The organism is Paenibacillus sp. GM1FR (assembly GCF_002803315.1).
GTDB lineage: Bacteria > Bacillota > Bacilli > Paenibacillales > Paenibacillaceae > Paenibacillus > Paenibacillus amylolyticus.
On sequence record NZ_MKZL01000007.1, the window covers coordinates 21,259 to 44,189 of the forward strand.

Sequence of the window (22,931 nt, forward strand, 5' to 3'; positions counted from 1 at the left end):
CTTGTAGCCCAAAAAGAAATTATAATGGTATCAGTCAAAATTCAGCAAGCTTTAAAATAGTCTGGAGCCGCGTTCCTCCCCTTATGTTGGGAAAAGACGTGTACGGAAAGCTCCGACTAGATCTTACTTGAATACTCGAACTCGTTTTTTTATTTCATCTCAAATACAAAGGAGAGCTAGCATGACCAGAAAGACGAAGAGAACCATATGGATTTCTCTTGCCGCCTTCGTGTTAATTATTGGAGGAGCAGCGGCATATTATTTCGGTTCTATTCTCAATCAGTTGGACGGTTTGGCAAAAGACGGTGACGAATCACCATTCGCAGGTATCGAAAATGTGGAGAAAGTAAATACTCCTGACCCACCCAAATGGGAAGGTACAGAAACGGTAAATATTCTCGTTATGGGTGTCGATGCGCGCGGATTGAAAAAAGGTGAAGTTCCCCGCTCCGACAGCATGATGGTTGTATCGCTCGACCCACTTACCAAAAAAATCAATCTGTTCTCCATTCTGCGCGACACTTACGTCAATATTGACGGATATGGCAAGGAACGGATCAACACTGCCATCACCCATGGTCCTAATGCAGCGATGCAAGCTGCCGGCGACCTGCTCGGCATTCCTGTACAGTATTATGTGTATACGGATTTCCAGGGATTCATCAAATTGGTGGATGCCGTTGGCGGTGTTGATTTTGATGTGGAGAAAGACATGCACTATACAAGTAAAGCAGACAATAACGAATACGATATTGATCTCAAAAAAGGATATCAGCATCTGGATGGCGAGACAGCGCTCATGTACGTTCGTTTCCGTCATGATGCAATGTCTGATTTCGCTCGGTCCGAGCGTCAGCGTGAGTTGCTGAAAGCTGTAACAGCGAAAATGCAGTCAACAACTACCATTGCCAAACTGCCTTCCATACTGGAACAGGTTAATCCTTATGTGGATACAAATCTGACACTCTCCGATATGTGGAAGCTGGGTGGCCTCGGTTACCAGAGCAGCATGAACGGCAGTGAGCAGATTCCGCCAATGAACCTGCTGAAAGAAGAACGTACAGCAGGTGGTGCGCAAGTATTGACGGTTACCAATGAAGAGAAATTGAAGCAGCATATTCAGGATATTATTCACCCGCCTGCTACAACGGATGATAGTGCGACCAGTACCGAAGATAAAACAGCCAGTGGTGACGATCAAAAGTCAGAACAACCGGCTCAGTAACCTAAACATGCAGAGGGCAGCCATTACGCTGCCCTCTCGTTGTGCCCGGCTATACTATTATGAGAAAATCATCATATCTTTCTGTGGCTTGTTAATTTATCATATTTTGAATTACGAAAGGAAGTTATCTTATGAAACCATCACGTTCCCGTTCCGAACTTCTATACGCAGAAGCACTTGAGCATATTGTAGGAGGTGTTAACAGCCCTTCACGCTCGTTCAAAGCCGTTGGTGGCGGTGCACCTGTATTTATGAAAAAAGCCCAAGGCGCCCACTTCTGGGATGTCGATGACAACCGTTATATTGACTATCTGGCCGCTTACGGTCCGATTGTTACAGGACATGCCCACCCGCATATAACGCAGGCCATTACGGAAGCAGCAGCAAATGGTGTACTGTACGGTACCCCAACAGAGCTTGAGATCAAGCTCGCCAAAATGCTGAAGGAAGCCATTCCTTCCATGGATAAAGTGCGTTTTGTAAACTCCGGTACGGAGGCGGTCATGACTACGATTCGGGTCGCTCGTGCCTACACCAAACGCAACAAGATCGTAAAATTCGCCGGATGTTACCATGGTCACTCCGATCTGGTGCTTGTCGCTGCCGGTTCAGGCCCGTCCACGCTCGGAATTCCTGACAGCGCGGGAGTTCCAGCCAGTATTGCACAAGAAGTCATTACTGTGCCCTACAATGATCTGGAAGCCCTGAAGGATGCTTTGGAGCGCTGGGGTGATGATGTTGCCGCGGTCATGGTTGAACCGATCGTTGGTAACTTTGGTATGGTTATGCCGGAACCTGGCTTCCTGGAAGGCCTCTGTGCCATGACACGGGCTAACGGCTCACTGGTTATCTATGACGAGGTCATTACGGCTTTCCGTTTCCATTACGGTTCTACTCAGACGTATGCCGGACTCGATAACCATGCAGAGATTGAACCGGATCTGACGGCTCTTGGTAAAATTATTGGTGGTGGCCTGCCAATCGGTGCTTACGGCGGACGCAAACACGTTATGGAGCAGGTTGCTCCGCTCGGCCCTGCTTATCAGGCGGGAACGATGGCTGGTAACCCTGCATCCATCTCGGCTGGTATCGCATGTCTGGAGGTCCTGCAAGGCGCGGGTGTATACGAAGAGATGGAACGCCTTGCTATCGACCTAACGGCAGGTCTGCAAGCTTCCGCTGACCGTCATGGCATTGCACTGACGATCAACCGGATCCGCGGTGCGTTCTCCACTCATTTCTGTGACCATCCGGTTACGAATTATGATCATGCTCAAGACACGGATGGAGAGCTGTTTGCTTCCTTCTTCCGTCACATGCTGAACCGTGGCATTAACCTGGCTCCATCCAAATATGAGGCCTGGTTCCTGACCACGGCTCATACAGACGAGGATGTTCAGGCTACATTGGAAGCCGCAGAAGCTTCCTTCAAAGCGATGGCTCAAGAATAAATTAGATTATTTCCACTCACAATGTAGCGTACAAGCTGCATCGTTGATAGATAGCAACTCAAGGAAAAGGCGTCCAACAAGTGATCAACTTGTGTGGACGCCTTTTGTTATTATATACAGACAGTGGTGAGTGGCCAATACGACTAGATAGATGCTGAGTGTAACAACTATATGCGTATTATTGTAATGGCCTTGCTGTTATAGCTTTGTCTTTATCTCTGCCTGATCTGAAGTTTCAAAATTTCCTCCCGGATCTTCTGTATCCCTTCTTCGATTCGCTGCTTCGGCACATTGGAGATGTTCAAGCGCAGCATCTGATCCTGATGCACCTGATATGTTCCCTCCGGATAATACCGTTCAGTCGTATCAACGATGACTCCGCGCTTTTGGAGCCGGGACACCAGAACACGAAGCGGCACATCACCCGCCAAAGGTAATACGGTATGCTCCCCTCCTGTTCGAGGAGCCTCCATAAACGGAGCAAAGTCTGGATATGAGTCCAGTTGCTCATGCACCGCGTTCATCCGGGTAGCATACCGGTTACGGATCACTTTCCTGTGATGAGCAAACATACCGCTGTGCACATAGATTTCCAGAGCAGCTTGAGACAGGACGGAAGTGTCGATATCGAGCATTTTTTTGTACGCACCAAAGGACTGGATTAAAGGTGTGGGCAGAACAGCTACACCAATGCGTAAGCCTGGAAACAAAATTTTGGAGTAACTCTTCAGATAGATGACCCGACCTTCCGTATCATAAGACCATAGCGGGTCCTGTTTCGTGTTGTCCTCCAGATCGGCCAAATAATCGTCCTCCACCAGATAGACATCGTACCGCTGTGCTAGCCGGATTAGTCTCTTCTTCTCAGCAACAGTTAACGAAGTGCCAATCGGATTGTGAAAACGCGGCATGACATAAAAAAACTTGATATCTCCCTCAGCAAACTGACGTTCAAGCGAGGCCCAGTCCAGTCCATCCAGGGCACGTCTCACACCGGCAATCGGCACATTCAACCCACTCAGCAGGGAGGGCATATTGTGATAGGTCGGTAGTTCCACCAATACTTTTCTCTTTCCATTGGGAAAAGGCATCAATGCAAGTACAGCCAGTGCCTGTTGCACACCTGATGTGATAAAGAACTGCTCTGTTCTCGCAAACACCTGATAATCCGCAAACTGCTTCTGCAACAGCAGAATAAGCGATGGTAATCCCTGATCTGTACCGTACATGAATAGCTCTGCCTGCTTCTTTTCCATCGCCTGATCCACACAATGACGAAAGTCTGCATAAGGGAACACCCGCGGATCAGGAGCAGCCGAAGCGAAGTCCAGCGCTCCCTGCCAGTCCATATCCTGAGCACCTGTCCCGTTCTGTACAGCATAGTAGCCAGATTGAGGTATGGCGTACACCAAGTGCCGTTGCTCCAGCCACTCATATGCTCGAATCGCTGTACTTACACTGCATTGATATTGTTCTGCTACAACTCGAACTGCTGGCAGTCGAATGCCTTTATCTGCCCACTGGCGACGATCCTGCTGCTGCATCTGTTCCTGAATCCATTGCTTTAATGCTTCGGCAATCACTTCGTATTTTCTCATTGTACCCATCCCTCTCCAACAACTGTACCGATACAGTTCAACCTTTTATCTATTGTAGCACGATGCACCCGGCAGTATATTGAATAAGGCCAGCACATGCCTCGAACCTGACATATTTCAGGATAATAAAAGATAAAACGCTATGACTACTGCATTGGAGGAGCATTCATGAACACAACACACACTCGGGGATACGCTTATATCGCAGCTATTCTATACGCGGCTATTATAGGTCTATCTTTTCTATTTGTTAAAATGACCGTCACTGTTGCACATCCGATTGATGTGCTTGCCCACCGATTCGCCCTGTCGCTGATCGTTGTCAGCATTCCTGTCATTTTTGGCTGGATCAAAATACGACTGAGCCTTCGTGATCTGTGGCGAATCATTCCACTGGGGCTGTTATCTCCCGTCCTATTTTTTGCCTTTCAAGCCTTTGGACTCGTATCTTCCAACTCATCGGAAGCCGGTATTATTCAGGCTATGGCCCCTGTATTCACACTCGTTCTGGCTTCAGTTTTCCTGAAGGAACGCACATCCACGATGCAGAAGTTGTTCCTGCTTCTGTCTGTCGCTGGAGTGGTTTTTATTTTCATGATGCAAGGAAGCGGCGTATCTATGAGTAACCTGAAGGGCATTGCATTATTGCTACTATCCACGGTATGTTTTGCAGGGTATGGTGTGCTTGCAAGACCATTAACCCAGAAGTATAAACCAATGGAATTAACTTGGGTCACACTGATGGTTGGCTGTATTGTATTTAACGCCGCTTCCCTGATCCGACATGCGTCCAACGGCTCCATGATGGACTATATCAAACCGCTTGGAGATACATCCTACCTGGGTGCACTCGCTTATCTGGCGATCCTCTCCACCATGATCTCCACCCTGCTCGCGAGCTATGCCCTGACCCATCTGGAGGCTTCGCAAATGAGTGTATTCAGTAATCTGTCCACGCTCATCTCCATCGTAGGAGGTGCATGGATATTGCATGAACCAGTGGGTAGCTACCACTATATTGGTGCATTGTTGATTATCGCTGGTGTGCTTGGCACCAATATGAGCGGTCGCAAACATAGGCTGGTCAGTGGAATCAAGTAAGATTCCCCATATTGAGACAACGGGAGTTGGTTCGCCGGTTCAACGAGTTATACGCTCCCATCCTCCCCGAACCTCGCATTTTGATCGGAGAGCGGCCCGGGAAACGATGTTAGAGGTAAGAGAAGCCATGGGTATTCGTTATTTCAACTGACGGTATGAAGCGCCCCAATCACGTTAACACTGCTGAGGACAGTCTATTGGGAAAAGGGGACCCCTCAGCATGAAACGAACACAGCCTTCTTTTTTACAAGCTATGATGTTGATCATGTTGTCCGTTGGCTTGATCAGCCATGTTCTGATTATTCCTGCCCTTTTGGCTGCGGCCAAAAGGGATTCTTGGATTTCCGTCCTGCTATCAGCCGGACCATTTCTGATATTTGCGCTAATGCTCGCCTATGTCTCTCGTTTCCTACAGCATCAAACCCTGCATGATTGGTTAACCTCCCGTCTCGGGAAGCCCATTGGCATGTTATTTCGAGTTGGTAACAGTCTCTTTTTTCTAAGCGTAATCTTTTTCACACTGCATGATACCACGGCTTGGGCTAAAACGAACTATCTGACCGAAACGCCCGTGTTGGTAACCAGTATTGCCCTGATGTCTCTCTGTGCCTACGCTGCGTATAAAGGTATTCGCTCGCTGGCCTTTACCGCAGGGTTAGTCCTGCCACTAGTTGTCTTGTTAGGTTTCTATGTTGCTATCGTAAATACCCAATACAAGGACTACAGTCGTCTGTTGCCCGTTCTTGAACATGGATGGCATCCTATTCTTAATGGCATGGTCTACAGTCTTGCAGGCATGTTTGAACTGCTGTTCATCTGGTACATCCAGCCTCATCTCACCAAACGTATACGTGTATGGCAGTATCTGATGCTCGCACTCATTCTCGTAGGACTGACTGTCGGCCCACTCATTGGGGCGATTGTGGAATTCGATCCTTTTGAGGCTGCCAAAATGAGATATCCCGCCTTTGAAGAATGGCGAATTGCCTCTCTGGGCAAATACATTGCCCAGACCGACTTCTTTTCCATCTACCAATGGCTGGCAGGTGCATTCACCCGAATTAGTCTTGCCATGTATATTGTAGTTGAAATATGGAATATTAAGAGCTCTACCAAAAGGCTTATCAGTTGTATCTCGTTGGGTGTCTTCTTTATCCTGACCATGTTGTATCCTATGGATGATATGACCTTCGAAAAGCTTCTGGTCGAATACATATTTCCGTTCAATCTCGTGTATCTGAGCGGACTTGCGATTATCGCGACGACGGTTGCCTTTATCCATTCACGCCATCAGAGGAGGAAACATCATGGAGCATCAAGCGATTGACACCACGTCCCATGAAACACTGCTTGCCTCTTTGAAAGAGCAATTCAATCCATGTGCAGATGTCGTTATTCAGACCTTTCCTGTTAAAGACGAATCTGATCAGCCCGTAATTCTGCTTTATTGTGACGGTCTCGTCGACGGTAAACAAATTAACCAATTTATCATTCCCCGTCTGGAACAGCACTCCCTGATCATTGAGGAATCACATCCCAAAGAACTCGGATTAACATTGAATCCGTTGGATGACCTCAAAGATACTAACAAGCTTAATATGTTGATATTTAGTGGACAACTATTGATCATTTTCGGTAATGGTGTACAGTCCTGCAGTGTAGATATTGCTGATATCCCGGGACGCAGTCCCGAAGAATCAGCCATTGAAACATCAGTTAAAGGCCCGCGCGATGGATTCACCGAAGAACTCACTACCAACGTGGGCCTTATACGCAAACGAATGAAAACATCTTCGATGTGTTATGAGAAATATGTCAAAGGCGGACGTACTCAAACTGCCATTGGACTTCTATATGTAAAAGATATTATTAATCCAGACATTCTAAAAGAAGCACGACACAATCTGGATCAGATTGAGATCGATGGCATTCTGGGTACCTCGATCATGGAGCGGGCTGTAATGGGAGGGGTTCGGAGCATCTTTCCGCTCACGGATAACACTGAACGTCCTGATTTTGTTGTCGATTCCCTGTTAAATGGACGTTTTGCCGTTCTTATTGAAGGCTCTCCTGTAGCGGTCATCGCGCCAACTACACTTTTCAATCAATTGAAATCTCCTGAAGACGAAAGTACACCCTTTTTCATCGTTACTTTCGAACGAATTTTGCGTATATCCGGACTGCTGATTGCCTGTTTCTTCCCAGCCTTCTATATCGGCCTGACCAGTTTCAATGTGGAACAGATCCCACTACCTCTCTTGGCTACAATTGCTGGTACTCGAATGGGCCTGCCCATGCCGGTGACGCTGGAAGCGTTCCTGATGATCTTTATGTTTGAGCTATTCAACGAAGCAGGGCGTAGATTACCACGTGCGTTGGGGCAAACGGTCAGCGTTGTTGGCGGGCTTATTATTGGGGATGCCGCTATTCGTGCAGGGATTACTTCTCCCACCATAATAGTCACGGTTGCGATCTCGGTCATCTCTAGTTATATTCTCGTGAATACTGTGCTAAGCGGGGCTACTGCCCATGTTCGGATCGGGATGTTACTCGTCTCTTCCATTCTTGGATTGTTCGGTTTTATGATCGGACTATTCGCCCTGTTGGTGCATCTCGTATCGTTGGAGTGTTATGGCGTATCCTATCTGTCACCTGTATCTCCTTACATTCCCGGAGACTTCACTCAGGCCGTATCCATGCCACCTTCCATGAAAAGAACCAAGCGCCCAGAAGCACTTCATACACAGGATTCTACCCGCCGGAGGAAACGTCCGTGAAACGATGGGTATCCATAAGCGGCCTTCTTATATGCTGCTTGATCCTGCTAACGGGGTGCTGGGATTCCAAAGAGGTGCAAAGTATAAACTTCATTACGGCGATAGGAATTGATTATGTAGACAACCAGTATATTGCGTATGCCCAACTGATTGACTTCTCCAGTATTGCAAAACAGGAAACACCAACTTCCCGGGAGACAAGGGATATCTGGATTGGACGGGGCGAGGGTACAACACTGAGCATGGCTATTAACGACTTGTATGAAACGTCACAGCAGCAAACGCTCTGGACTCATGTTAAAGCCATTGTTTTATCGAAAAATGCTCTCGACGGGAAGCTGGAGGATATATTTAACACGTTGCTGCATTCAGGTCAACTGAGATATACACCCTGGATTTACGCGACAGAACATAACATTCCGGACGTGCTCTCCCCTTCTGCGCTGCTGAACCAATCCGCCCAGACCATTGAGTTATTTGAGCCCATGAGGCTATACAAACAGCATTCCGGTTACGAACCAATCCGGCTCCATCAGCTTCTTGATGGACTACGGGAGCCAGCTTCCGTTGTTCTTTTACCCTCGGTTTCAACAAGGAACGAGACTTGGTTCAACGGGAATAAAACTCCCCCCCTTGTTAGAATGGATGGATTTTATGTTATTTCCAAAGGAACAAGTCAGGGTAGAGTTGCAGGAGCAGACGCGGACGGTACACGATACGTAAATTATGAGCGCGTACATCAGTACCCATTATACGTATATGGGAATGGTCGAAAGACTCCTGATTTAACCCTGATGCTTCGTGATCCCAAGACTAGAATCAAGGCAAGGAAACAAGGAGATGGCGTCACATTTGATCTGGTTACCTCGGTCAAAAGTTCCATCACAGAAGACCATGGAGCCCCGCGCACGCCTCAGGCCATGGAACAAGAAGCGGAGAAACAAATCGAATCCCAAATCCGAGATACGTTTGAAAAAACCAAGTCACACAAGATTGATTCATACGGTCTTGTGGAACACTTATATCGCCACAACCTTCCCTTATGGAAACAGGAAGTCTACAACCGGGCGGACCCACTCCAACGTTTTAAGCTTGGAAAAGTGGAGGTTCACGTGGATATCCTTAATGCGAGCACGTATAAATACAGCGAATAAATGAAGAAAAAGAAGCCCCGTACCTGCATTGGATGCAAGGTTACGGGGCTTCTTACCATCTCCAACTGCTGTCGATTCGGGAAGTTATCCTAATGGATACGCCATGACACTCATCAAAGCCAATTCAGGCTGGGTCGTATCCAAACGACTGTACTGGACGATAACGGGGATATTGCTCGAAACCGTAATCGCATAAGGCACGCCCGGCGGAATAGACTGCTCCCCGGATCGTAGCGATGCAGTGCGAATATGCTTCGTCCTTCTCGCTGGCACTTCAGCGACCATACCTTCGAGTGGTTCTCTGTCTTCAAAGTAAATCGTGATGTGCAGCTCCGCATCCGTGGCACTGGTGTTCAGTACACAGATGCTCTCATGACTCTCCAATGTGCCCCGGCTCTCCGGGGGAATGTAACCATCCGGAATGACCCAGTAGGTGTGACCTGTAGCTGCTGAAACGTTCTTACGGGCAGATGTGCCTGATTCTGTCTGGTCAGGTGTCATTGATATACCTCCTCCTTTTTTTTGCGAGTGCAATATAGGTTAAAAATGCGTGGGCTCGCGGGGCGGTAGCTTCGGCGGGCGGATCGGGCTGTGGGCCGCTGTTGGCTCGGGAACTCTATTCAATTCCCCTTCAGCAGGGGAAATCCCGCTCCAAAGGCGGACGCTTCGCTCCCTCTACCCGATTCCGCCCTCCTCCGCTGCTACGCTCGCCTATTTTTTAAAAGTTTATTGCCTTCGCTATTCGCTGGGCAACTTTTGCTGGCTCGTTACTTCGTTTAACTCGCTACAGCTTTTAAACCCTGAATAGCTCGCAAGGCAGCCGCTTTGGCGGGCGGATCGGGCTGTGGGCCGCTGTTGGCTCGGGATTTCTATTCAATTCCCCCTCAGCAGGGGAAATCCCGCCCCAAAGGCGGATGCTTCGCTCCCTCTACCCGATTCCGCCCTCCTCCGCTGCTACGCTCGCTGTTTTTTAAAAGATTATTGCCTTCGCTATTCGCTGGGCAACTTTTGCTGGCTCGTTATTTAATTAACTCGCTTAATTATTAAGGGCATGAACCTACCGCAGATACATCTGCAACGGTTGCAATTGCAACTCGCGGATGGCTTCTGCCACCTGCTGGGCAAGGCGGCGGGCACCTCGTTCCTGAAAATGCGTGTTATCCTCCACGCCTGATGGGAAGTTCACATACTCGCCTGGCAGTACCCACATAAAGTCGTCCTTAGTGCCTTCAACGCCCGCCTGCTCGAACAGAAGACGGCTACGCTCAGCCAGATCGATCAGCGGAACATCTTCCTCTCCCGCCAGCTCACGCACGGCGATGATATAATCGCCGTGGGTATCGGTCAATGTGCCATCGTCCGCAAAATAGCGACGATGTACTGGGGTGATGAGCACCGGACGAGCCTTGGCTTCGCGTGCAGCATCGATATACTTTTTCAAATATTCCTTATATGTTGTGAATGGGTCCGTCCCACGTTCAGGGTCCGGCTTCTCATCGTTATGTCCAAATTGAATAAACAGAAAATCTTCAGGCTTGATTCGCTCCAGAATGGCGCTTAATCTGCCTTCATTAATAAAACTGCGGGAACTGCGCCCTGACTGGGCGTGATTATCCACTGCCACATCATGTTTGAACTGTGCTGGCAATAACTGGCCCCAACCGCAATACGGATATCCACTTTCCGGCTGATCCGTTACGGTTGAATCCCCGGCAAGAAATACGGTCATGGTCTGGTTCGCAAGGGTAATCTCTAACGCATTGATTCTTGGTGCAGGACCGGAGAATGACAGACGAAGTCTGCCGCCGCGAACAACAACCGAGAATCTAAACTCTGCGTATTGTCCGGGAAGTGTGCGAATGGTTGGCAGTACAAGCCTGCCCTCACCAGCTTTCACGCGGGTCACTGTCTCAGCCAATTCATCCCCTGCAACAAGTAATACTTGGTAGGTTCCGTCGGGAACATCCACGATGAACGATGCTTTGAGCGGAATACAGAAGCCTGAACGCAATCGGGCAGACATGGTTGTCTGCCCCGGATTGTTATGATGTTGTTTCGAGGGATCCGACACATCGTAATCACGAATGCGTTGTTTCTCATACACCAGGGATCCTGCCTCGAATCCGTACCCTCCGCGTTCCTCATATGCGGTTGTTGCAGTTACTTTCAGATAATCCCCTGTCTCATCTGCTCTTCCCGAGTCCGGTCCAAAGTTAAACTTCCAGCTTGTCACGGACACTGCCTGGCCCTCTGCCGCTGCCTCCATGGCAACGGCCTGACTACCCTGAGCTTTATTCAAAAGCGATAACCTCCTTGGTTAACTTTCGTAAACGTTCATTCGGGCGAAGATACGAAGATACAGTAATCTGGCTTATCCTTTCAATCCGCTGGTGCTCATCCCTTGAACAATTTGTTTCTGGAAGATGAAGAACACAGCTACAACCGGAACCAGACTGACGATGGACATGGCGAACATTGCGCCCCAGTTGGAAGCAGATTCGCTATCGAGGAACATTTTCAGCGCCATCGACACGGTGTATTTATCAGGCGAGTTCAGGTACAATACCGGACCAAGCAGATCCTCCCATCTCCAGTAGAAGGAGAAGATGGCTGCAGTCGCCAGAGAAGACTTGATCAGCGGCATAATAATCTGGATATACAGTCTGAATTTGTTACATCCATCGATGGTTGCAGCCTCATCCAGCTCCTTTGGAATCGTTCGAATGAACTGTACCATCAGGAAGATGAAAAACGGCATTCCGAAGAATGTAGGTACAACGATTGGCAAGATAGTGTTTAGCCAGCCGAGCTTCGTGAAAATGATGTACTGAGGAACCAATACCACGTCATGTGGCAGCATCAGCGTTAACATCATCAAGGAGAACCAGAATGTACGTCCCTTGAAGTTAAGTCTGGCAAAACCAAAAGCGATCAGCGATGATGATATTACGGCACCGATGGTGGAAATCACCACGATAACAAGTGAATTAGTGATGTAATCCATGAACGGTCTTCCAGCGGTTCCTTTCCAGCCATCCACATAGTTACTCCAGATCCACTCCGCAGGAAACAGGGTATCCGCTGTGACGAAAATTGTACGGCTTTCCTTGAATGAACTGAATAGCATCCATAGGACGGGATACAACATCAGGAGGGCAAGCGCTGCAACGAACAGGTGATAAATGGGCCATTTCACATTTCTCCAAACCATCGTTACTTCCCTCCTTCAGATTCGTAAAACACCCAGTACTTGGATGTTAAGAATACTGCTACTGTAAGTCCACCAATCATAAGAAGCATGATCCAGGCCATCGCCGAAGCATAACCCATGTTGTTAAACATAAACGCCTGACGGAACAGATACAGAGAATAAAGCATGGTACCATCCATTGGACCGCCTTCTCCTTTGGAGATAATGTAGGCTGGTACAAACGTCATGAATGCACCAATCGTTTGCATAATCATATTAAATAGAACGATCGGGCTAAGCAGTGGCAAGGTGATGCTGAAAAATTTCCGTATAGGGTTCGCGCCATCCACACCTGCTGCCTCGTACATCTCAGTAGGGATATTTTTGAGACCAGCCAGGAAGATCAGCATGGACGAACCAAACTGCCACACAGACAGTGAGATAAGCATAACGAGAGACGCATTCGGGTCACCAAACCAGCTGATTGGCCCGATCCCTATTGCCGTTAGAGCACTGTTGATAACACCCTCATTACTGAAGAGGTTACGCCACATAATGGATACGGCCACACTACCACCGATAATGGATGGCAGGTAATACAGCGTCCGGTACGTTCCAATCATACGAGAGCCAGTGTTTAGGACCATCGCTACGAAGAGGGCAAAGATCAACCTTAACGGTACCCCAATGAATACATACAGAAACGTCACTTTGACCGAGTTCCAATATTTCGGGTCATCAAAAAACATTTTGGTGTAGTTATCAAGCCCAATCCACCGTGGAGAAGTGAACAAGTTATAACTCGTGAACGACATATATAAGGACACAAACATGGGGATGAGTGTGAAGCCCAGGAATCCAATAATAAACGGGCTTATAAACGCATATCCAGTTAAGTTTCTACGTAACGACGAATACTGCCTCAATGGAACGAACCTCCTTCATGGATCAGCTTGCCCCCTCATCCTGGCTTCGGTCATCTGGACGGGGAAAGGCCCTCGCATTTGCGAGTAGCCCCATTTCCGGCCATCCCTGAAGTGGGACGAGCAAGCCATCATTCAACTGTTATTTATTGTTCGCAAGTACAGATTCGGCGTTCTTGCGGAATGTCTCTGCTGCTTGTTCAGGTGTAATTTTGCCAAAGTTCAACTCTTCTACCACATCTGCCAGGGAAGAGATTACTTCAGGTGAACCAACCGGTGGCGGAGAACTCATTGGTGAAGCCTTAGGCTCCATGGCTGCTACGAATTCAAAGACCTGTTTTGTTGCGTCACTCAGCTCAGGTGCGATAGCTTCTTTGATTGCTCCTGAAATTGGCACACCGCGCTCACCTTTGATCAGTTTGTTCGCTTCCACGTCATTCACCCAGAAATCAATGAATTTAGCCGCTTCTTCCTTCACTTTGGAGTTGGATGTCACACCCCAGTACATACTTGGCTGCATATATAGTCCTTTTTCCATATCTGGTCCTGGCATTGGAGCGATTTCGAGCGGACGGTTCGCTACCTGTTGCAAGGCTACGAACTGGTTGGACCATTGCCATACGCCAATTCCTTTTTCCTTCACGAGATCCGATTCCTCAATAATGCCTTTGGTTTGGTTGGCTACATCCGGCGTAGGTGCTGCACCTTGCTCGATCATGCGGCGCATAAGTCCGAAGAACTCCACAAACAATTGGTCATCATCATAACCAAGACCTGTTCCTTCCGCATTGTAAAGCGACAATCCTTTGGTACGCAGGAAGTAGTGGAAGAAAATATCCGGAGCTATCCCTCCATCCAAATACAGGCCTTTCTCTGCGGTTTGTTTACCCAGTGCTTCGTACGATTCCCAAGTCATATTGTCAGGGATTGCATCCTCGCCTGCTTTTTTAAGCAATGCCGGATCATATTGGAAGCCCAGAACGTTAACACCGGCAGGTACACCGTATTGTTTACCGTTAATTACACCTGTGCTGATAACATTCTCGGACACATCGTCCACTTTGATCTGGTTGCCCAGATAAGGCGCTAGATCCTCAAGCTGACCATTCTGTGCATATTGGCTGATGTAGGAAATATCCATCTGAACGATGTCAGGCAACTGATTTGCCGCTGCTTGTGGTGCGAGCTTTTTCCAGTAGTCATCAAATGAAGCATATTCCACGTCGATTTTGACATTCGGGTTTTTCGATTTGTACAGGTCGATGACCTTCTGTGTATATTCATGCCTTGCATCCGAGCCCCACCAAGCGATCCGCAGGGTAACTGAGTCATCTCCAGATGCTCCTTCAGTTCCTCCACCTGAGCTACATGCCGCTGTAAACACGAGCAAAGCAGCCATCATCAGGAATATTGCCTTTTTCACCATGCCAATCTCCCCTTTTATGTTGATATGGTTGTGTGAACGAGTTATCCTTTTTATCTCTGATAACGCTTTCACAAACTTGTTAATGTCATTTTCGCAAATGTACGACCATAGTTGAATACACAAAACCGTCTTGTTGGTTCAAAAAACAGAGGAGGACAACAGTCCCCCTCTCGGCGCTGTTCGTCCTCCCCAGACATGAATCACATGATTGGTAGCTCATTGTTATATGCCGATCCTGCGGAATTCCGTAGGTGTCATCCCGGTCCATTTTTTGAACACCTGACTGAAATATTGTGAATTCCCGCCAAATCCGAACAATTCAGCAAGCTCAAACACTTTCACATCCCCACCTCTGCGAATATGGTCACATGCGCGTTCAATGCGCAGGCGATTCACGTAGTTGGAGAAATTCTCCCCTGTGACTTTTTTGAAAATCTTGCCCAGGTAATCTGGATTCATATAGAGCATCTGATGAGCGACTCCATTGAGCGAGAGATCTGCCTCTCCAAAATGACGATCCACGATATCCATCATCTTCTCCACGGCTGAAGACTGGCGGCTGATATGGTTTTTGTAATACCCTGAAGTTAATCGTGCCGCACTGCTTGCAACAAAAGACTTCAAACCAGATAACGTATCGATATGCGGCAGTTCTGCCATACGCTGGGTGAATTCCGTTGCCTCCTCTGGCGGACAGACATGAACCATCGCAGAATATAGCTGCACTACGTAAGAGCGAGTCACTTCAATTTCCAGCTGCTGACGTGATAATAGATCAAACAGACGCTCCACCTCTACCGCTGTTTCCTCGGTATTGCCCGATTTGATCAACTGACACAGTTGCTCGGCATCCTGTTCTACATGCAATCCGTCGCATTCTCCGGCCAGTACCAGATCATTCTTCGTAATCAGCTTGCCTTCACCGATAAAGAAGCGATGGTTCAGATACTGCAACGCCTCACGAAACAACCGCCGCGACTGAATCATTCGATCTGCTTCACTCAGCGCAGCGGTCACTTCTAATTTATATAGTCTGGTAAATGCAGCCCGAACCTCTTCAATACTTTCTTTCAGTCCAGCCGGATCAGCTGAATCCGCGAGCAGAATGAGGAGTTTGCCTTCAATGGTTGTGCTTAACAGGACATGTGGGAGCAGGTCACTGGCAATGTTTTTGATCGCAAATAAGTGGCTGTAATCATGTTCATCCACAATTCGGAACAACAGTAACCGAACTGCGTTCTCTTCAAGCTCCAGATCAAACAGCTCCTGATAATACTCCAGATCAACCGGCCCATAGGTGCGGTTGGTCATGAACTCCAGCAGAAATTGCTCCTTCACATGCGGAAGGACACGCTGCAATCGCTGTTTCATCTCACCAGCAACATGCTCCTTCACCTGGGCATCCTGATGCTCCTGCAACAGTTCAGTTAACGCATCATGGATCTGATTCTCGTTACAGGGCTTGAGCAAATAATGCTTCACACCATATTGCATCGCTCTGCGGGCATATTCGAACTCCTTGTAGCCGGATAACATAATGAAACGTACTCCAGGGTATGATTCAGATGCCTTCGCTATGAGTCCAAGACCATCCAGACCTGGCATGGAAATATCCGTAATGATAATATCGGGTCTCGACTGCCCAATTTTGTCCAATGCTTCAATCCCGTTCCTCGCCGTACCCACCAATTCCGTACCTGCTGCGGCCCAATCGACCACTTGAGAAATTCCCTCCAGAATGACACGTTCATCATCTACGAGCATCACTTTGTACATCGTCATCGTCCTCTCTGATCCAAGGTATGCTGATCGATACTACAGTTCCTGATCCGGGCTTGCTGCTCATCACCATTCCACCTTCATCGCCGAAGGTCAGTCTGATTCGTTCCTGGATGTTAGATAACCCAATGCCCTGTCCTCTTGTCTGAATACGTCCTTCGTGTAGTTGTTCCAGGAATTCCGGTGTCATCCCCGGACCGTCGTCCTCGACTTCAATAATCACCTTATCTCCCTCTGCTCTCGCCCGGATCCGAATCCGGCAAGGGTCAATGCTTGGTTCGAGTGCATAATGTATGGCGTTCTCCACTAACGGCTGTAATGTTAACTTCGGTATCCGCGCCGTTCCTACCTCTGGGGCAATCTCCATATCGAAGTCCAGTCTTTCCTCAAAACGCGTGCGCTGAATCGTCACGTAACTGCGGACAATGTCCAGCTCTCTTTCCAGCGTGATCCACTTCTCGGACATGTTCACAGAGCTACGCAGCAGAAATCCGAGAGCCTCAACCATTTCCGAGATCTGTCGTTGCTTCTGTACTTTAGCCAGCCAGTTAATCGATTCCAGCGTGTTGTATAAAAAATGTGGATTAATCTGCGCCTGAAGCGCTTTCAACTCCGTCTCACGAATCACCAGTTGCTTCGCATAATTCTCATCAATCAATTCACGTATCCGTTGAAGCATCATCTTGAATGTCCGATGCAGCAGCCCAACCTCATTCTGTGGAGATATCGGAACATTGCCGAGAGCAGCCTCCTCCAGCTTATCCAAATCACCTTTTTCGATATTACGCATCTTTTTGATCAACTGTGCAATCGGATGGGTAATACTGCGAGAGAATCTCGCTCCAATGATAAGCGCCGCCAGAAAGATCATGATGAAGATCACCGTGACCAACTGTTTGACAAACTGGATCTTTTTAAACATCTGGTCAAACGGGGTTGTGTACAGATAGGTCCAATCCGTATAGGAAGAATGAGCACGAGCTACAAAGTGTCTCCCCTGCTCCAACATGGCAATCCCATAGGGCTGGGTGCGCTTCAGTTCAGACTCAATCTCGGCTTCACTGACGGCTGATTCTGTTGGATAGATCACTTCTTTTCCATCCGTAATGAGTAATTGGGAGTCCTCAGCCGGTTCTTGCATCTGGTCCTGTACAATTCGGTCCAGCCGGACGCGGATGATCAGTGTGCCGAGGTCCTCCAATGTAAATGCTCCGCCAATAAAGGATTTCACCTGTCGGACCGACAAGAGTCGGGACTGTTTATCCCCACTGGTATGCCAGGCATTGGAGCCCGAGTATTGCTGTCCCAGTGCAACCAGTTCCTTTTGCTTCGACTCCGAAATTCCCTCCCGATTGCCTGCGGCCATAACGTTATTATCATTATCGATAAATAACATGGAATAGACGTATTTTTCGGAACCGGCATAAGCGACTAACCTGTTGGTAATTTTTTTACGTAATCCATTTTTCTCGTAACCCGTTTCGGCCTTTTTCAGTTGGAGCAGATATTGCTGAAGCGGCTCGTCCGACATCACCTTGAAGGAGAGATTAGAAATTTCACGAAGTTGATTCTCAATACCTACCGAAGACATATTGAGGACCTGCGAGGATTTCTCATAGATCTGGCGGTCATAGATGCTGAACACATATCGGAGTACGGACGCATAAAACGTAAAGCTGATCAACATCAAAAGTCCGATGAGAAGAATCGTTTTGTGATGAATCGGCAGTGTTGTGAAAGCGTTCTTAATTTTGTTCATCCTAAGCGCTCCTTTGGCTTGCGAGGGGTGCCTGTCATGCTATAGGTTAGTGGTTTTATTGTAAGTTATTTTCATATTCACACATCCATTGGTCATCTGACAAGATATATTTATGCAACAATATAGAGATGAGTTTTGCACAATGCTCAATTCCAATTAAATAAGAAAGTTAGGGAAAAATGAAAGCCATTTCTATACTACACAAACTCTTAACAATAAAAATGTATTATATTGTATTTAAATGACTTTTTTTGTCTTTAGTGTAGACATTTGTTTTTTATTGTACTATAAATAGGATAGCGCTGAAATACAGGGATTATAATCCATATTTTTAATAAAATGGAGGGTACAATCTTGAAATTCAAAAAAACAATTACTTCTACTTTAGCCGCAGCAATGCTTGTAGGCGCCTTATCTGGGCCGGCTACTATTTTTGCAAGTCCCGCTCCTACGAAAACAGTTGTATCTGTTAGTTCAACAATCGTTCCCAACAATTTAACTACAAGATCTTTCCCTACTGTTTCATCTAATACAGTTACTATAACTCCAACTGCTGTAAATAATGGTGATGTAGGAGCACAAAATCTTATTTCAAATGTTATTAAAAAAGCAATCACTTCTGCCCTTCGCTACGGTGGAGACTACCTAGGTAAATTACTCTCAAAACTTAGTCCTAGTGCAGGTAATTTTGTGATCAAATATTCAAGTAAAATTGCAGATTTACTCGATTCTATTACGAACTGGCAAGAAAATATTATTGCTTCTGGGCTTGTTAGTATTGGAATTCCACCAGCAGAGGCTTATGAAATTGCAACATACATTGTTTGGTTAGCAGGGCTTTAAATTAAAGGTATTTTAAAAATACTTTTACCTCAATCAGACTTTATTACTTGTAATTTATCAAAAATCACTTTTTTAGCATAATCTTGAGGTAGTTGAAAAAATATACTTTACTTCTTAAGAAGTAAAGTATATTTTATTTTTATGGCAATTAAAGCAATTTAGATACTAATAATTCCAAAGGAGGAAATATGAATTCTACCCATATACTTATTCTCTTTATTTTATTACTTTTTCTTTTTGTATCACTAAATGAAGTCATTAAGTTTATAGCTCGCAGAGATAAAGAAACACCCCCACCCGTAAACGTAAGACTTTGGCTTATCCCTTTATTATCTCTATTGATCATTGTGCCTATTGCTTTTTTCACAGCATTATACAGTTTGTTTTTTTATACTTTTGGTGAAATGAGTAATTCTTTATATTTTGAACAGATTGGTGATGGGATTATATTTTCTGTATTTATTTTAATTGGATTTATATTCTTCGAAACAATCATTCATCCTATTATCATTGCTGCCTTGAACTATGGTGTACAAAGACGGGTTTCAGTTTATACTAGAAATTCTGTCACAATAATAATAGACAGTATCATTATTTATTTTTTGGCCTCGATCTTTGAAGGGGTGTATATCCAGGATTTCTGGTCCGCTCTATCCATTTCCGTTTTATATCATATTATGGAATGGATCTTCACCTGGATTCACCATCTGTACAAAAAGCGCAAAAGTAGTACAACCTTATAATTTCATTCAGTCTGCCAAGTAAAAATGCCTACGCCTTCCTAATCATAAAGGAAGGTGTCGGCATTCTCATTTTAATTAGTTTCGTATTTCCAAACCTTATTTAATAAATACGTATATACAATTTACGGATTAACAAAAACAGTTTTCAGCTTCGCTACATATTGCACATCAAAGCCAAGACCTTCAGCTACCATGGCAAGCGGTACATATGTTTTGGACTCTTTGCCTACCTTGTTCAGGAATGCAGGTGTATCCACGGTAACGGATGCTCCGTTGACCTTCACCGCATTGGCACCAATCTTCACGGCAACCTTCCGGTCTCCGTATGTAATCGTTGCAGTTGAAGTTTTGTTATCCCACACCGTTGTTGCACCGACCGCATTCACGATGTCTTGAATCGCCACAAAGTTTTTGCCGTTACGGATAATTGGTTTGTACGGTGTATTCAATGTTTTGCCACTCACGATAATGTTCATTGGTTCACCTGTCGCAGGTGCAGTCAGCTTGGTGTAATCTCCCCAGATCGTTTTGGCAAATACTTCGGCAATCGCTGTATATCCGAATTGATTCGGGTGGAAATCACGATCTTTGATCATATGAGTCATCGTGCCTTCACCACCAACAAACTCCTTGGCCACGTGTGCGACTTTGACATCGGTACCCTGAGCAGTGAATTGAGCTGCAATTCCATCAATGGTCTTTGTGAAGCCTTGGGATGCCTCCATCAATTTGGCATAGAGTGCCTTGCCTGCTACTTCTGGCATCGGTTGATACTGGTCGGCGATGACAATTGTAGCTGTCGGATTAATTTCATGGATATCATTAATCGTTGCACTTACATTAGCTGTATATGTTGCGAGTAATTCTTTTACCTTCGCTTGCAGCTCCTGATCACTCAGTTTGTCTGCTGTACCGAGAAGCTCAGATACATCATTTCCCCCAATGGTGATTGCAACCAGATTCGCCTGCGCTACACTCTCCCGGATTGCAGCAGTATTGGCTCCGATCTGTCCCGCTCTTGGATCAGGAAGACTTGGTTGAATGGCTTCAGAAGTCAGCGTTTTGCCATCCTTAATTGCAGTAGTGAAGTTTTTCAAGCCACTGGTTTTCAATCCGGCAATCCCGTAGTTGTCCACCTGTGTACGTCCATGCAGCAAACCCTGCTCATTCAAACGTTCTACATAACCATAAGGCAATTCTTTTGTGTTGGGCTCATAACCTACCGTTATGGAATCTCCCAATGTGACGATGCGGAACTCCTTAGTTACGGCTACTGCATCTTTCTTCGCAGTCAGCGAAGTCTCGTTTGTACCCGCTGGCAATACACCGGTTTTGGTGTCAGCCGCGTGTGCAGGCAGTGCAGATGATGTAAAGAGCAGCATTCCTGCCAACATGCTTGCCGTTAAACCGGCAGCTGTATTTTCCCATATACGTTTACGCTTCATTCAGGGTAACACTCCTTTTCGTGAATCTATGATTACACTAAATGTACGTGTTCAAAAAGGTCGGTTTTCAGTACCGAGAAGATGGGATGAAGCTAGGCATCCTTCGTAATCAAAAGCGGACTTTTTGAACAACCTCACTAATATATAGTACATTGGTCATTCCAATGACATCGGTTGGTGTTACTCTATTCTATCATTCTAAAGTAGGCGCTGTCCTCTCTGCTGAGAACACACATGAAATAACAGACTCCCTGATGGGGAGCCTGTTATTTACTAAGTTCAGATATGACGTTCTGTGATTAATTAAGATTGCGGCTTATCCAAGTCCTCAGAATTCGAATGATCCGTGTCGCTCTCCGGTTTGTTCCCGGTAGCTCGCTCCAGATACCGATCATAACGATCGTCCACTTCGCGTGCCATCTTCCGGTACTTTAACGTTTCCTCGACAATTGGATCACGTTCCGTCTGGATTCGCACTTCATACTTGGGAGGAATCAGCTGGCGTTCACGCTGATCGGTGTCGCCGGACTCTTCCATGTCCCCTTCCGTCAGCATATCACTGAGCCGTCGTTCCAGTTCTTTGGATTCATCCATTGTTTTCGCTCCTTATAATGAATTTCACTCCAGACCGGTTGCCTTCGCTTCCTTCAGCACATCCGTCAGTGCATCATGGATTTTGCCATTGCTGGCAACGACATGATTCACAGACAGTTGATAAGGCGTTCCGATGGTATCGGTTACCTTACCGCCTGATTCTTCAACCAGCAGCGCGCCTGCGGCAATATCCCAAGGTTTCAGTCCAACTTCGGTGTAGGCGCTGAGACGTCCTGCGGCAACATATGCCAGATGAAGGGCGGCAGATCCGCCTGCACGCAAGTTACGAACTTGCGGAGCAAGCGCCTGCACAGCGGCCATATTCAGTGGTAACGCAAAGGTTGTGTCTGCCGGGAATCCAACCGCAATCAGGCTCTGAGCCAGTTCCTTTTCACCAGATACCAGCATCCGGTTTCCGTGAACATAAGCTCCTTTCCCTTTTTCCGCAACAAACATTTCATCACGGGAAGGGTCGTAGATCACGCCGACAATGACTTCACCATTATGAGCCAATGCGATGGACACCGAATAAAACGGGAATCCGTGTACAAAGTTCGTCGTTCCGTCCACAGGATCAACAATCCACAGGAACTCTTCTTCCTCGGTCTCTTTCAGTGCTTTTGCCGAAGCTTCCGGTCCCGGTTCGACGCCTTCTTCACCCAGAATGGCATGGTGGGGAAAATGCGTGAGAATCAGGCGGCGGATCATCTGCTCCGCTCCTTTATCCACTTCGGTCACCAGATCTTGGGGTGAATATTTGGTGCCAAGTTCAGCTACCGTCCCAAGACGGCTTTTGATCCATTCGCCAGCTTTGGAAGCTGCATTAATGGCAACGGCAGTATAGCTTTTGCTTGTCACGACATAAGGTGTCTTTTCCTTCTCATTCAAAGCGTTCACTCTACTTTCTATATCAATCTACGAAA

General features: G+C 46.8%; 18 protein-coding genes. 7 read left to right on the forward strand and 11 right to left on the reverse strand.

Translation table 11 applies throughout. From position 1 onward, the window contains the following. Positions 1-181 precede the first annotated feature (181 nt). Both PAEAM_RS04185 and PAEAM_RS04190 read left to right on the forward strand, forming a co-directional pair. Positions 182-1,225: an LCP family protein gene (locus tag PAEAM_RS04185; protein WP_100526771.1), complete on the forward strand. Its 1,044-nt coding sequence runs from the start codon at positions 182-184 to the stop codon at positions 1,223-1,225. Between the two features lie 131 nt (positions 1,226-1,356). Beyond that, positions 1,357-2,676 (forward strand): glutamate-1-semialdehyde 2,1-aminomutase, encoded by a 1,320-nt coding sequence (locus PAEAM_RS04190; RefSeq protein WP_062837595.1) that lies wholly within the window; start codon positions 1,357-1,359, stop codon positions 2,674-2,676. Positions 2,677-2,888: 212 nt separating this feature from the next. On the opposite strand, the gene PAEAM_RS04195 is transcribed toward PAEAM_RS04190, so the two are convergent. Continuing rightward, a complete protein-coding gene (locus PAEAM_RS04195; protein ID WP_243391267.1) occupies positions 2,889-4,274 on the reverse strand; it encodes an aminotransferase-like domain-containing protein in 1,386 nt (461 codons plus the stop codon). A gap of 168 nt (positions 4,275-4,442) precedes the next feature. Between PAEAM_RS04195 and PAEAM_RS04200 the strand changes: the two genes are divergently transcribed. The 4 genes from PAEAM_RS04200 to PAEAM_RS04220 all read left to right on the forward strand — a co-directional run bounded on the left by PAEAM_RS04200 (position 4,443) and on the right by PAEAM_RS04220 (position 9,306). Continuing rightward, positions 4,443-5,375: a DMT family transporter gene (locus PAEAM_RS04200; protein ID WP_100526773.1), complete on the forward strand. Its 933-nt coding sequence runs from the start codon at positions 4,443-4,445 to the stop codon at positions 5,373-5,375. A 220-nt stretch (positions 5,376-5,595) separates the two neighbouring features. Beyond that, positions 5,596-6,702, forward strand: a complete 1,107-nt coding sequence (locus PAEAM_RS04210; protein WP_100526774.1) for a GerAB/ArcD/ProY family transporter — start codon at positions 5,596-5,598, stop codon at positions 6,700-6,702. Further along, complete coding sequence (locus PAEAM_RS04215) at positions 6,683-8,152, forward strand: spore germination protein (protein WP_091018712.1); 1,470 nt, start codon at positions 6,683-6,685, stop codon at positions 8,150-8,152. Before PAEAM_RS04210 ends, PAEAM_RS04215 begins: the two co-directional genes overlap by 20 nt. Beyond that, entirely contained in the window at positions 8,149-9,306 is a 1,158-nt protein-coding gene (locus PAEAM_RS04220; protein WP_165789829.1) for a Ger(x)C family spore germination protein, read from the forward strand. The genes PAEAM_RS04215 and PAEAM_RS04220 overlap by 4 nt, the downstream gene beginning before the upstream one ends. A gap of 84 nt (positions 9,307-9,390) precedes the next feature. Here the strand turns inward: PAEAM_RS04220 and PAEAM_RS04225 are convergent, their stop codons facing one another. From PAEAM_RS04225 to PAEAM_RS04255, 7 genes are all read right to left on the reverse strand, one after another. Beyond that, positions 9,391-9,807, reverse strand: a complete 417-nt coding sequence (locus PAEAM_RS04225; protein WP_091018716.1) for a sensory rhodopsin transducer — start codon at positions 9,805-9,807, stop codon at positions 9,391-9,393. 556 nt (positions 9,808-10,363) lie between these two features. After that, on the reverse strand, positions 10,364-11,572 hold the full coding sequence (locus tag PAEAM_RS04230) for a rhamnogalacturonan acetylesterase (protein WP_100526820.1): 1,209 nt from the start codon (positions 11,570-11,572) through the stop codon (positions 10,364-10,366). A 105-nt stretch (positions 11,573-11,677) separates the two neighbouring features. Then, positions 11,678-12,517: a carbohydrate ABC transporter permease gene (locus PAEAM_RS04235; protein ID WP_017690747.1), complete on the reverse strand. Its 840-nt coding sequence runs from the start codon at positions 12,515-12,517 to the stop codon at positions 11,678-11,680. Between the two features lie 2 nt (positions 12,518-12,519). After that, positions 12,520-13,422 carry a carbohydrate ABC transporter permease gene (locus tag PAEAM_RS04240; RefSeq protein ID WP_036614094.1) on the reverse strand — a complete coding sequence of 301 codons (903 nt, stop codon included), beginning with the start codon at positions 13,420-13,422 and terminating at the stop codon, positions 12,520-12,522. 139 nt (positions 13,423-13,561) lie between these two features. Further along, on the reverse strand, positions 13,562-14,845 hold the full coding sequence (locus PAEAM_RS04245) for an ABC transporter substrate-binding protein (protein WP_100526776.1): 1,284 nt from the start codon (positions 14,843-14,845) through the stop codon (positions 13,562-13,564). Positions 14,846-15,067: 222 nt separating this feature from the next. Then, on the reverse strand, positions 15,068-16,621 hold the full coding sequence (locus tag PAEAM_RS04250; protein WP_100526777.1) for a response regulator: 1,554 nt from the start codon (positions 16,619-16,621) through the stop codon (positions 15,068-15,070). After that, complete coding sequence (locus PAEAM_RS04255) at positions 16,596-18,383, reverse strand: sensor histidine kinase (protein WP_047841420.1); 1,788 nt, start codon at positions 18,381-18,383, stop codon at positions 16,596-16,598. The genes PAEAM_RS04250 and PAEAM_RS04255 overlap by 26 nt, the downstream gene beginning before the upstream one ends. A 354-nt stretch (positions 18,384-18,737) precedes the next feature. Between PAEAM_RS04255 and PAEAM_RS04260 the strand changes: the two genes are divergently transcribed. Continuing rightward, positions 18,738-19,226, forward strand: a complete 489-nt coding sequence (locus PAEAM_RS04260) for a hypothetical protein (protein WP_100526778.1) — start codon at positions 18,738-18,740, stop codon at positions 19,224-19,226. A gap of 865 nt (positions 19,227-20,091) precedes the next feature. On the opposite strand, the gene PAEAM_RS04270 is transcribed toward PAEAM_RS04260, so the two are convergent. The 3 genes from PAEAM_RS04270 to PAEAM_RS04280 all read right to left on the reverse strand — a co-directional run bounded on the left by PAEAM_RS04270 (position 20,092) and on the right by PAEAM_RS04280 (position 22,896). Beyond that, the gene (locus PAEAM_RS04270) at positions 20,092-21,414 is read right to left on the reverse strand and encodes a stalk domain-containing protein (protein ID WP_100526779.1); all 1,323 of its coding nucleotides are present in this window, start codon (positions 21,412-21,414) and stop codon (positions 20,092-20,094) included. Between the two features lie 303 nt (positions 21,415-21,717). Continuing rightward, a complete protein-coding gene (locus PAEAM_RS04275) occupies positions 21,718-22,008 on the reverse strand; it encodes a hypothetical protein (RefSeq protein ID WP_017690755.1) in 291 nt (96 codons plus the stop codon). A gap of 24 nt (positions 22,009-22,032) precedes the next feature. Continuing rightward, positions 22,033-22,896, reverse strand: a complete 864-nt coding sequence (locus PAEAM_RS04280) for an inositol monophosphatase family protein (protein ID WP_481856104.1) — start codon at positions 22,894-22,896, stop codon at positions 22,033-22,035. Positions 22,897-22,931 lie beyond the last annotated feature (35 nt).